Genomic DNA, 12,232 nt, shown 5'->3' on the forward strand with positions numbered 1-12,232 from the left:
TGCCCCCGGATCAGCCGAAGCGACGCCGAACCCAGTGGCGCACAGGTTCTTCGACGAGTGCGTAGCTGGCGGCCGCCAGCGGCAAGGTGAAGGCGACGGTGAGCACCAGTACCGGCACGAAGCTGCGCTGGAAGGGCACGATCCCGAACACCGGGAACACCATGGCCAGCACGGCGAGATGCCAGATGAAGATGCCGTAGGACCAGCGCCCGATCGTCGCGGCCACCCGGCTCTCCAGCCAGCGGTGTGGCCGGTCGCCGAGTACCAGCGGCGCCAGCAGCGCGAAACCGATGACGGCACCCAGTCCCATCTTCATCGCGTACTGCCACGGAACTCCCCGGGTGAGACCGGCCGGGCCCGCGAGATCGGTGGCCGACAGCAGGAACACGATCAGCGCGACAGGCCAGATGGCCCAGGGGTTTCCGGCGATCCGCCGCCACGTCGAACCCGCGCCCGCACCGCCCTCCACAAGCTCGGCCAGCAGCATGCCCGCGACGAACCACGGCAGATATCCGGGCAGCCAGTTGTCGGCGTTGATCGCGTCGGGCGTCGGCACCGGGAGGAAGTTCCAGCCCAGACTCACCACCCCGAGCGCCAGCACCACCGGCGCGCGCCACCGGGCCGCGGTGCCGCGCAGCCGCACCGCCGCCAGCGCCAGCAGCGGCAGCACGAGGTAGAAGGCCACCTCCACCGACAGGCTCCACATCTGTGTCAGCCCGTCGGTCAAGGTCAACGGCACGAATACCTGCAGCAGCGCCAGATTCGCCCCCCACACCCGCAGCCCGGCCGAATGCGCCGCCGACGGCAGGAGAATCAGCACCGCGCACACCACGACCCAGTACGCGGGGAGAATGCGGGCCGCGCGGTGGAGCAGGTAACGACCCGCGGGCGGTGCCACGCCGAGGCCCCGCGCGGCCGCGGCGTGCGGCCGCCACAGCAGGAAGCCCGACAGCCCGAAGAACACGGCGACCGCCATATCGAATCGCCCCCACACCCGGCCCACCACCGGCATGCCGGTCGCGCCGGTCTGGAAGGCCACGTGGGTCACCACCACCCCGAGCGCGGCCAGCCCGCGCATACCCTCCAGCGCCGGAACGAACGCCCTCCGGCCGGGGCCGCCGATCCGCCGGACGGGGCGGTCGCCGCCGCATCCCCGGCCGCCGCGGGCCGCTGTTCGGCAGGCGCTGCCGCCGTCCCGCCCGAGGCGGCGATCTGCTCGGCATGGGGTGTCACGGGCGCTTTCATCGGGCTCCAGTCTGCCGCTTCCGCCCTGCGGTCGGCAGTCCCGCATCGGATTCCGAATGTTTCCGGCCTCAGCTCGGCATGCATACCACAGGGACTGTTAGTGTCGGGGCTCACGAATACTGCGCTGTGACCGTAGTGTTCACCCCGGAACGGCCTGTTCGACGACGAGGAGAGTTTGCATGGCACTCAGTGCCGGAACCAAGAGGACGGTGGCGTGCCTGCTCGTGGGCCTCGGTGCGCTGCTGATCGTGGCAGCAGTGCTGGTCCCGACATACGCGGTCGGCCAGCTGGCCAAGACTCCCCTCGACCTCGAGATCACCACGATCGCCAAGAACAAGCCGGACGCACCCAGTGAGGTACTCGACTCCAAGTCCCTCACGAGCGGTGACGGCCCCGCGAAGGTCGACAAGAACGTCCGGCTGCTCTCGCAGCGCTTCCTCACCGTCGAGGATCCGTCGGACAAGAACGACATGACCATCCAGGCCGGGCAGACGCTGCGCAATATCGACAAGCAGGGCGACACCGGCCTGCTGACCGCCACCATCGACCGGGTGACCATCGACCGCAAGGACGGCATGCCGGTCGACACCGACCCGAACGGGTCCATCGCGTCCACGGTCAACACCAAGGGTGAGAGCGTCGCCGAGCCGGTGCAGCACACCGGCCTGCAGTACCGGTTCCCGATCGGCACCGAGAAGAAGACCTATCCCTACTTCGACACCAACGCGCGCAAGTCCTTCGACATGAACTTCGTCGAGGAGACCGAGATCAACGACCTGAAGGTCTACCACTTCCAGCAGCAGGTCCCGGTCACCAACCTGGCGAAGGCGTACAACTCGCCCACCAACAAGCTGGCCCTGCCGGCCAGCAAGTGGGGCGTCGAGGGCGGCGACGCCACCGTCACGATGGACCGCTACTACAGCGACGTGCGCGACGTGTGGGTGGAGCCGGAGACCGGCACCGTCATCAAGGGCGCCGAGCAGCTCCACATGTTCTACTCGCGCACCGGCGAGCCGGAGGTCACCGCGCTGAAGTCGACCCTGGTGTTCGACGACAACACGGTGAATTCGCAGATCGCCGAGGCGAAGAAGTACACCGACGAGCTGTCGCTGTACAGCCGGATCCTGCCGATCGTCTTCGCCGTGCTCGGCGTGATCTCGCTGATCATCGGGCTGTTCCTGGGTCTGCGCGGCGGTGACGGTTCCGGTCCGGCCGGTCGCCTGGTGAAGCGTCGCGACCCGTCGCCGAACGAGCCGCAGCCCGGCGCGGACGACTCCCCGACGCAGCAGATCAATATCGGCAAGCAGCCGTAGGCTTTTCGAGTTCGTCAGTGGCTCCCCGGCACGAATGCCGGGGAGCCACTTGCGTTTCCGGGCTGGTTCAGCCGCATATCGGACTGTCGTTCAGTGCCGTTGCCGAGTCGCGCGGAGAACGACCGCGACCATCGCCGCGGTGGCGGTCGCCGCAACGATGGTTGCCGTCCCGATCAGTGCGGGCAATGAACGCGCGAAGACCAGCATGACCACGACCTCCACCGCCAGCGCCGCCCACGTAACCGCCGCGGGCGCAGTGCGATCCACCGCGATCGCCGACAGCAGGGCGCCCTGCAGGAGGGCGAGCAGGGCGCCGTCGAGCGCGAACAGCCACAGCCATCCCTCGATCGGGGCGTAGTCCTGGCCGGCGAACAGCGGGGCCAGCGGGGCACAGACCGCCGCACCGGCCACCGCGACGACTCCGATCGCCGACAGCACGCCGAGCGCGTCACGAACCGCTCGCGCGGAATGCTGTGGCTGCGCCATCCGCGGATACAGCACCACCCCGACCGCCTGCGGCAGCCAGAAGGCGATCTTGGTCGCAATGGCGCCGAGCGCATAACGGCTGGCGTCGGCGTCGTCGAGCACGATCCGCGCCACGATCAGGTCGGCCGAGGACAACGCCATCAACACCGCCTGCACCTGCGCCGCCCGCAATACCGGCAGCACCCCCACAGCCGCACTCCCTGCTTGTTCCCGCACGCGTTTCCCGGGCTCGAAAGGAGTGCGGGGATGTGCAGGGGGTGCGGCTGGGCTGGAAGGCTGCCGGGGACGATCGGGGCCGGAGCTGTCGCCCGCCGTGGTCGTCGCGCCGGGCAGATCGGCGGGTGGAGAGTTGCCGGCGACGCGGCGGGCTCCGAATGCGGCGGCGGACAGGCCCGCCGCGGTGGCCCACAGCGCGACGGCCGAGCCGCCGCCCACCGCGAGCACGATCAGGGCCGGGGTGACGCGAGCGACACCCGCGCCGCCCAGAACCAGTGCGAGGGAACGGAATCGGCGACCGCCCTGCAGCACGCCCTGCTCCCCCGACAGCAGGACCAGCGCCGGTGCCGCCAGCATCGCACCGGCGGCCGCGACCGCGCTCACGTGCAGCACCACCGACACCGCCGGGACGAACACGACCGCCGCCACCGCCACGATCGCCGCGCACCGCCATCCCAGCCGACGCACGGCGGCGATGGACGCACCCCGCACCAGCTCCCGCGCGACCACGTTCTGCAAGGCCAGCGCCGGGACCGCACACAGCAGCTGCACCGCCAGCAGGCTCGCGAATTCGCTGTACCCCGCCACCCCGAGCCACCGCCCGGCCAGCAGCTGCAACAGATATCCGGCGACATTGGCCGTCATGGCCCCCGCCGTCACCAGCGTCAAATCGGCGACGACAGGCAGGCGACCAAGGGCAGACACCCCGTCATGCTGCCATCCGCCCCGCCACCCCGGCACAGTGCCCGACAGAACCGGCGAACGCACCAGTCGCCCGGCAGCACTCCACGCGGATTCGCTCGATCGGCTGCACCGTCACCTGCATGGATCAGCTCGAACCTTTGCCCGTGGGCAGAGCGGGATGCTCCGCCGTCGATATCCCGTCGGGGACATCTCGGATCAGGCCGGCATATGCACGGGGAGCGGGGCACGTAGGGTGGCTGAGCGTGGTCGAGGGTGGTCGGGCGGGTAGCGGGCGGTGGGGGCGGTTCGTGCCGGTCGGCTACAGCCTGGTGCTGGCGCTGATCGTGGTCGGCCCGCTGCTCCGGCCCGGATACCTGCTGCTGCGGGATGCGGTGAGTACGCCGCGGTCCTATCTCACCGATTCGGCGCTCGGGCTGGGTGATGCGGCGCCCCGGGCCGTTCCGCAGGACGCGCTGCTGGCCGCGGTCTCGACTGTCGTCGACGGCGGGATCGTCGTGAAGGCGATTCTGGTGCTGGCGCTGTGGGCGGCGGGCTGGGGCGCCGCCGAACTGGCACGGCGGCTGCTGCGGGCATCGACCGCTCCCCAGTTGCTCGCGGCGACCGTCGCGGTCTGGAACCCGTACGTGGCCGAGCGCCTGCTGCAAGGACATTGGAGCCTACTGACCGGATACGCCGCCTTGCCCTGGACGGTATTGGCGGCCCACCACATTCGCCGGAGGGCCAGGCGGGCGCGACGTCCTGGCGCGAGTGCACGAGTCCCTGCACGGCATGCCGATGCTGCGCCAGACGATTCCCCCTGCCGGACAAGCGAAGCCGACGAGGATACGGGCACGCCATCGAGGACAGGCACGCGGTCTGGGGCGGGGACGCCGAACGGCCGGGCCGAGACAGCGGACCATGGCGGTGCCGGATCGGCCGAGGCATCAGACCGTCGACCGGACGACGCCCGAAGGATGCCCGAGTACAGCCGGGCGAGCACCGGCCGTGCTCAGCGACACGGGTACGCCGGGTCGGCGGTGTGTGCGTGGGCAATGCTGGCGGGCTGTCTCGCCGCGGCCGGGTTGACTCCCACCGGGGCGTTGCTGGCGGGGTGTATTGCGCTGGTGGTGGTCGGCCGGCGGAATATCCCTGGGGCACTGGTGCTCTGGTGTGCGGCCTCGGCGCCGTGGCTGATGGCCACCGCGCTGTCCGGGGCGGGTGCGGAGCCGTCGGATCCGGCGGGGGTCGCGGCGTTCGCGGCGCGGGCCGAGCCGGGACTGGCGACGCTGGGGAGCCTCGCCGGGCTGGGCGGGATCTGGAATGCGGACGCGGTGCCGGGCTCGCGCACCACGCTGATCGCGGTGGCGGGCACCGCGGTGCTGCTCGCGCTGGTGGCGGCGGGCCTGCGGCAGATCGCCGGGGCCGGTGCGGCATCCACGCGGCACACCCGCCGGGCACTGCTGGTGGTGGCCGCCGTGGCGATCGTGCTGCCCGCACTGGGCGCGACCGCCTGGGGCGTGCACATCGGCGAATTCCTCGTCACCCGGGTGCCGGGCGCCGGGCTGCTCCGCGACACCCAGAAGTACGTCGCCCTGGCAATGCCCGCCTTCGCGCTGTGCGCGGCCGCCGGGTGCCGGGCGATCGCCACCGCGGGCCGCAAGCACACGGGTTCGACGAGCGGAACACCGTTGACCGCAACGCTTTTCATAGCGCTGCTGATCTGCACGCTGCCCGATCTGGCCTGGGGCGTCGGTGGCGAGCTCCGGCCGGTGCGCTATCCGCCCGCCTGGCAGCGCGTCGCCGTACTGGTCGACGGCCCGGGTGACGTCGCGGTGCTCCCCGGCGGCATGTTCCGCAAGTTTCCCTACAGCGGCCGCGCCGCCGTGCTCGACCCGGCGCCGCGCATGCTCCCCCGCGATGTGCTGCAGACCGGCGAGCTCCCGGTCCGCGGCCGCACGGTCAATGGAGAGGGCGCCCGCGCCCGCGCGGTCGAGCAGCTGTTGCTGCGCGGCGGCACCGCGTCCGATCTCGCGGCGCAGGGGATCGGCTGGGTACTGATCGAGCGCACCACCCCGGGCCCGCTGGGTGATTCGAAAACCACGCTCGCCCAACTGGTTCCGGAGTACACCGACACCGAACTCGCCCTGTACCGCGTGCCCGGCCCGATCGAACCGCGCGCGAATGCTTCGGAGACGCACCGCCTGCTCGCGATCACCGCCCACCTGCTCTGGGCGCTGTTGCTCCTCGCCGGACCGGCGGGCCTGCTCGCCGACCGGGCCCTGCGCCGCCGCGCGCTCGCCGGGCGGGCGGTCCGGTAGTCCGTTCCCCGGCAGTCGCGATACGCCATGATGGGCCCATGGCAGAGAGCTTCCCCACCCTGCGCTCGACGGTCTTCGACGCCACCGATCCGCGCGGTCTGGCCGAGTTCTACCGGCGGCTGCTGGGATACGAATACCGCCCCGGCGACGAGCCCCCGCCCGCGGGCGAGCCCGACGCCTCGGACTGGCTGGTGCTCCTGGCACCGAACGGCCGGGCGCGGCTGGCCTTTCAGGGGGTGCCCGAGCTGCCCCGGCCGACCTGGCCGAAACCGGATGTGCCACAACAGCTGCACCTGGATCTGAGCGTGCCGGACACGGCGGAACTGCTCGCTCAGCACGAGCGGGCGCTCGGCCTGGGCGCCACCATGCTCTACGACCGCTTCGACGACCCCGTGGAGCCGCTGTACGTCTACGCGGACCCGGCAGGGCACCCGTTCTGCATCTTCGTCGTCCCGCCGGACAGCAACGAACTCTGAGGGCGCGGAACCGAAGGAGCACGCCGCGCCCGGGCGAGAGCTGGGCATCCGCGAGATGTAGCCGCGAGCACGCAGCGCGGAACCACCGGGAAAGGCCCCGGGCTATTACTCCCGTTCGGCGGGACCGGCGACCAGGCCCTCGACATACTCCCCGCGCATCGCCGCCGACAGCACCTCGTACACCCCGTTCCCCGTTTGCTCCCAGGAGAATTCGCGGGCCCGGATGCGGGCCTTCTCGCCCATGACGGTGCGGGCCTCGGCCGTCGCGAGCAGCTCCCCGACCACCTCCGACAGCTGGGCGGCGTCGTCGACCAGCATCCCCGTGACCCCGTCGACCACGGAATCGGTGAGGCCGCGGGAACTGCGATAGCCGACGGTGGGGACGCCGTGCTGGGCCGCCTCGATCACCGCCAGCCCCCAGCCCTCCTTACGGGACGGCAGCACGTGTACCCAAGCGCGGGACAGCAATTCGTGTTTGCGGCACTCGTCCACGTGGCCGTGAAAGGTCACCGCGTCGGCGATACCGAGCCCGCGCGCACGGTTTTTCAGATTTTCGGCCCACCAGCCGTCACCGACCACATCCAGCCGCAGTTCCGGAATGCGCGGGCGCAGTTCGGCGGCGACGGCGATCGCATCCTCGATCTGCTTGTGCGGCACCAGGCGAGACAGCACCACGATGCTCGGGTGGGCCGTGCGGGTCTGCGCGGCCCCGGTCGGCGCCTGCCGCGGGATCGGCTCGGCACCGTTGCGCACCACGGCGATTCGGTCACGGTCCACACCGAGCGCGGCGAGCTCCTCGGCGGACGGCAGCGAGACCGTGAGGTACTGATCGCGCCGATGCAGGCGCGGGGACAGCCACGATTCGATCCACCAGCCGATCCGCCCCACCAGGCGCCCGGCGACCGGCCACTGCTCGCGATGCCCGTGATGCACCAGCAGCACCGACGGGGCTCGGCTCACGGCGCGGGCGAAGAAGGGGATGCCGTTCTGGGTATCGATCACGGCGTCCGGCCGCAACCCGCGCAGCGGGCCGAAACCGAGCCGCCCGCACACCATCGCCGCCAGCGCCCGCGGGTACACGGTGTAGCGCCCGCCGCCCCGGCTGATGTCGATGCCATCGATCCGCTCGCGGCGCGGGGCACCGGGATAGTGCGCCGTCCGCAGCGTCACCCGGACTCCGCGGGCGGCCAGCTGCGCCCCGACCTGCTCCAGATACCGCTCACTACCGCCACCCTGCGGATGCCCGGTGTCGCGCCAGCACAGCAGCAGCACCTCCCGCAACTCCCCGGCGGCGGCCTGCGTGACCGTAGAGAGTTCGCGAGGGCCGGTTTCGGGCACAGCAGATCTCCAGGTCGTACTCGGTCGGGCGACTGACAATGCGCTCCACCATATAGGTCACGTCCGCAGACCGCCTGATCGGCAGCCTGTCCGACCGCCCGGCGAACCGCGGCCGATTCCCGGCACGCTCGCCCCTCTACATCCCGGCACGCTCGCCCCCTCCGCATCCCGGCACGCTCGCCCCTCCGCATCCCGGCACGCTTGCCCCTCCGCATCCCGGCACGCTCGCCCCTCCGCATCCCGGCACGCTCGCCCCTCCGCATCCCTGCACGCTCGCCCCTCCACATCCCGGCACACTTGCCCCGCCACATCCCGGCACGCTCGCCCCTCCGATTCCCGGCACGCCCCCTCCACATCCCGGCACTCTCTCGGCCGGGATCGGTGCCCACCGCAGACGGCTGCTCGGCACGGGTTCCCAGGCTCGGAGCGGGCGCGGCGGGTGGCTCCCGTGTTGCTGTGCGAAACTGGGGCGCTGTGCATGAGCGGTCAGGGCCGCGGCGCGAGGACGGGAGCGGAAGCGGCAGCATGCTTAATCACAACCAGGCACTGCTTCGGGCCGGTGGATCCGGGCCGCGGGCCCGCTTCGCCCGGCGGGCCACCCTGCGCCGATCGCTGCGGCTGCTGGGCAGCTTCCGCTTCGAGCAGACCGATCCCGCGGTGTTCTACGGCGGCCTCGCCACCGATACGGCGGAGCTGATCGGCGACTTCTACCGCGACCTCACCGGCCGCGATCTCACCGGCACCACGGTGCTGGACGTGGGCGGCGGGCCGGGCTACTTCGCCGACGAGTTCACCGCCGCCGGCGCCCGCTATCTCCCCGTCGAACCCGACCCGAGCGAAATGCACGCCGCCGGGCTGACCGTCTCGGGCGCGGTCCGGGGCTCCGGGATGGCGTTGCCGTTCCGCGACGGCTCCGTGGATATCTGCCTGTCCTCCAATGTGGCCGAACATGTGCCGCACCCGTGGCTGATGGCCGAGGAGATGCTGCGCGTGACCAGGCCGGGCGGGCTGATGATGCTGTCCTACACGGTGTGGCTGGGCCCGTTCGGCGGGCACGAGACCGGCCCCTGGCACTACCTCGGCGGCGAGTACGCCGCCCGCCGCTACCGGCGCCGGTTCGGCCGCGAGCCGAAGAACCGCTTCGGCAGCTCGCTGTTCGAGGTGCGGGCCGCCGACGGCATGGACTGGGCCGAGCGGGTGCGGGGACGGGCGCGGATCATGGCCGTCTTCCCCCGCTACCACCCGCGCTGGGCGTGGTGGCTGGTCCGGGTGCCCGGCCTGCGGGAACTACTGGTCAGCAATTTGGTCGTGGTGGCGGCAAAGATCTAGCACCGCTGCTAGCGGTCCAGACTGCCGCGACGCCAGAACCTGCCGGTACCGGTGTGGGTCGGTTCGCTCCAGGGTGGCTCCTGCATTGCCAGCCCGACCGTCTCCAGTGGGGTCAGCCCCACCCGATCGGCCAGGGCCCGCACCGTGGTGACCGCCTCGGCGGCCTGTAGCGCCGCGGCCGCTTGCTCGAGCGTGAGGGTGCGACCGGGCAGGAAGGAGACAACCCAGCCCCCTTGGCCTACACACCTCGCCTGATGTGGGGTTTGGTCGCTGGTCATCAACGACCGGCCGACCACTTGCACCGCCATGACTCGGACTCCCCTGCGATTGCATTTGCAAAATCGAACGGGCAAAGCAGATTGCTACAAGCATGCTCCGCCACACGTCGGAATGCAATAGTGCGTTCTCCGAAAAGCGAACCGGCAGGTAGGGTTTCGAGACTCGAGATACCTGGGGATGCCTCGAGTTAACTGACGTGACGCGTGGTACGCCCGTCAGTTCTCCGGCATCCGGACCCGCAACACCGGTTCGAACGGTGCACCCGGCGCCTGGGCGCCGTCGACGACGTCGACCAGCCAACCCGGCGGCAACACGTCCTGCAACCGGCCCGCCTCACGCTGCAGCGGGGTACTCGGCGCCGACAGCCGGACCTCGGCTATCGTCGGGACAACCAGCGCGTCGAACTTCAGATCGGTCATGCCCACCACCCACCTATCCACGTTCGGCCCCAGGTTCGCCGCGGCCGAATTACGTCCACGGGCAACACTGAAGCAATCGGTGCAGTCGATCAGTTAATACCCGGCAATCGAACTGGTCAGTCCTGAGACGTAGAACACATCCCAGGATAGGGCAGAGAGCGGCGAAACCTCGCTCAACGGACGCGGCACGCATGACAACATCGCATAACGAAACCGCCCGCACCATACGAATGACGGTGCGGGCGGCTGCGTTTCGCGGAACGCCGGAAGTTATCCCAGGCGCTGCTTGAGTGCGTCGAATTCGTCGCGCACGCCCGTGGGCAGCTTGTCGCCGATGAACTCGAACCACTCCTCGATGAGCGGGATCTCCCGGCGCCACTCCTCGACGTCGACCTTCAGCGACTCGTCGACGTCGGCCGGGTTGGCATCCAGGCCCTCCAGGTCGAGCTGGGCCGCGGTGGGCACGTTGCCGATCGCGGTCGTCTCGGCGTCGGCCTTGCCCTCGATGCGGTTGACGATCCACGCCAGCACGCGCGAGTTCTCGCCGAAGCCGGGCCACAGGAAGCGGCCGTCCTCGCCGCGACGGAACCAGTTGACGTAGAAGATCTTCGGCAGCTTGGCCGCGTCGGCGTTCTTGCCGACATTGCCCCAGTGGCCCAGGTAGTCGCCGACGTGGTAGCCCATGAACGGCAGCATCGCCATCGGATCGCGGCGCACCGTGCCGACCTTGCCCTCGGCCGCGGCCGTCTGCTCCGAGCCCATCGTGGCACCCATGAACACGCCGTGCTGCCAGTCGAAGGACTCGGTCACCAGCGGCACCGTGGTCTTGCGGCGGCCGCCGAACAGGATCGCCGAGATCGGCACACCCTGGGGATCGTCCCACTCCGGAGCCAGGGTCGGGCACTGCGACATCGGGGTGCAGTAACGCGAATTCGGGTGCGCGGCAAGGGTTTCGGTCTCCCGGAGGAACCAGTCGTTACCCTTCCAGTCGACCAGGTGATCGGGCTCGCCCTCCATGCCCTCCCACCAGACGTCGTTGTCGTCGGTCAGGGCGACATTGGTGAACACGGTGTTGCCCGCGTCGATGGTGGCCATCGCGTTCGGGTTGGACTTGTGGTTGGTACCCGGCGCGACGCCGAAGAAGCCGAACTCCGGGTTCACCGCGTACAGGCGGCCGTCCTCACCGAAGCGCATCCAGGCGATGTCGTCGCCCAGGGTCTCGGCGCGCCAGCCCGGCACCGTCGGCTGGATCATCGCCAGGTTGGTCTTGCCGCAGGCGCTCGGGAAGGCCGCGACGACGTAGTAGTTCTTGTTCTCCGGCGAGATCAGCTTGAGGATCAGCATGTGCTCGGCCAGCCAGCCCTCGTCGTGGGCCATGGCCGACGCGATCCGCAGCGAGTAGCACTTCTTGCCCAGCAGCGCGTTGCCGCCGTAACCCGAACCGTAGGACCAGATCTCGCGGTCCTCGGGGAAGTGGGTGATGTACTTGGTGTCGTTACAGGGCCAGGGGACGTCGGCCTCGCCGTCGGCCAGCGGGGCGCCGACCGAGTGCAGCGCCTTCACGAACGGCTTGTCGGTGCCCAGCTTCTCGAGCGCGGCCTTGCCCATGCGGGTCATCACGCGCATGGAGACGACGACATACTCGGAATCGGTGAGCTCCACGCCCAGCTTCGGGTCGGCGGCGCCGAGCGGGCCCATGCAGAACGGCACCACGTACATGGTGCGGCCCTTCATCGAGCCGCGGTACAGCTCGGTCATGGTCTTGCGCATCTCGGTCGGATCGACCCAGTTGTTGGTCGGGCCGGCGTCGGCCTCGTCGCGCGAGCAGATGTAGGTGCGCGATTCCACGCGCGCCACATCGGAGGGGTCGGAGAGGGCCAGGAAGGAGTTCGGCTTCTTGGCCTCGTTGAGCTTCTTGAAGGTGCCCGCCTCCACCAGCTGGGTGGTCAGCCTGTCCCACTCCTCGTCGGAGCCGTCGGCCCACACGACGCGGTCCGGCTGTGTTAGTTCAGCGACCTCCTGCACCCACGCGAGCAGCCCTGCATGCTCCGTCGGTGCGGTGCCATCGGATCCGTGAAGACCAGGAATGGTCACTGAGGTCATGAAAACTCTCCTGAGACGGGCGGCTC

Annotated in this window: 10 protein-coding genes; 4 read left to right on the top strand and 6 right to left on the bottom strand. The window is 70.2% G+C overall.

The features are described from left to right. Nucleotides 1–10 precede the first annotated feature (10 nt). Nucleotides 11–1,078 (bottom strand): acyltransferase family protein, encoded by a 1,068-nt coding sequence (locus tag NM1_RS27665; protein ID WP_157124017.1) that lies wholly within the window; start codon nucleotides 1,076–1,078, stop codon nucleotides 11–13. A 346-nt stretch (nucleotides 1,079–1,424) separates the two neighbouring features. Here NM1_RS27665 and pgfA point away from each other — a divergent pair, with 346 nt between their 5' ends. Then, nucleotides 1,425–2,558, top strand: a complete 1,134-nt coding sequence (gene pgfA, locus NM1_RS27670; protein ID WP_068026105.1) for a cell envelope lipid trafficking protein PgfA — start codon at nucleotides 1,425–1,427, stop codon at nucleotides 2,556–2,558. Between the two features lie 90 nt (nucleotides 2,559–2,648). On the opposite strand, the gene NM1_RS27675 is transcribed toward pgfA, so the two are convergent. Next, the gene (locus NM1_RS27675; protein ID WP_068026312.1) at nucleotides 2,649–3,965 is read right to left on the bottom strand and encodes a polysaccharide biosynthesis protein; all 1,317 of its coding nucleotides are present in this window, start codon (nucleotides 3,963–3,965) and stop codon (nucleotides 2,649–2,651) included. Between the two features lie 242 nt (nucleotides 3,966–4,207). Here NM1_RS27675 and NM1_RS44190 point away from each other — a divergent pair, with 242 nt between their 5' ends. Then, the gene (locus NM1_RS44190; protein ID WP_246011531.1) at nucleotides 4,208–6,262 is read left to right on the top strand and encodes an MmpA family trehalose lipid delivery protein; all 2,055 of its coding nucleotides are present in this window, start codon (nucleotides 4,208–4,210) and stop codon (nucleotides 6,260–6,262) included. Between the two features lie 38 nt (nucleotides 6,263–6,300). After that, nucleotides 6,301–6,738, top strand: a complete 438-nt coding sequence (locus NM1_RS27685; protein WP_068026112.1) for a VOC family protein — start codon at nucleotides 6,301–6,303, stop codon at nucleotides 6,736–6,738. 105 nt (nucleotides 6,739–6,843) lie between these two features. On the opposite strand, the gene NM1_RS27690 is transcribed toward NM1_RS27685, so the two are convergent. After that, complete coding sequence (locus tag NM1_RS27690) at nucleotides 6,844–8,019, bottom strand: glycosyltransferase family 4 protein (protein WP_068026314.1); 1,176 nt, start codon at nucleotides 8,017–8,019, stop codon at nucleotides 6,844–6,846. 582 nt (nucleotides 8,020–8,601) lie between these two features. Here NM1_RS27690 and NM1_RS27695 point away from each other — a divergent pair. After that, nucleotides 8,602–9,405: a class I SAM-dependent methyltransferase gene (locus NM1_RS27695; protein ID WP_068026115.1), complete on the top strand. Its 804-nt coding sequence runs from the start codon at nucleotides 8,602–8,604 to the stop codon at nucleotides 9,403–9,405. A gap of 8 nt (nucleotides 9,406–9,413) precedes the next feature. On the opposite strand, the gene NM1_RS27700 is transcribed toward NM1_RS27695, so the two are convergent. From NM1_RS27700 to NM1_RS27710, 3 genes are all read right to left on the bottom strand, one after another. Continuing rightward, the gene (locus tag NM1_RS27700; protein ID WP_068026118.1) at nucleotides 9,414–9,713 is read right to left on the bottom strand and encodes a hypothetical protein; all 300 of its coding nucleotides are present in this window, start codon (nucleotides 9,711–9,713) and stop codon (nucleotides 9,414–9,416) included. Between the two features lie 186 nt (nucleotides 9,714–9,899). Beyond that, entirely contained in the window at nucleotides 9,900–10,103 is a 204-nt protein-coding gene (locus NM1_RS27705; protein WP_068026121.1) for a hypothetical protein, read from the bottom strand. Between the two features lie 270 nt (nucleotides 10,104–10,373). Beyond that, a complete protein-coding gene (locus tag NM1_RS27710) occupies nucleotides 10,374–12,206 on the bottom strand; it encodes a phosphoenolpyruvate carboxykinase (GTP) (RefSeq protein WP_068026124.1) in 1,833 nt (610 codons plus the stop codon). Between the last annotated feature and the right edge of the window lie 26 nt (nucleotides 12,207–12,232).

This window comes from Nocardia mexicana NBRC 108244 (genome assembly GCF_001613165.1).
Lineage (GTDB): Bacteria > Actinomycetota > Actinomycetes > Mycobacteriales > Mycobacteriaceae > Nocardia > Nocardia mexicana.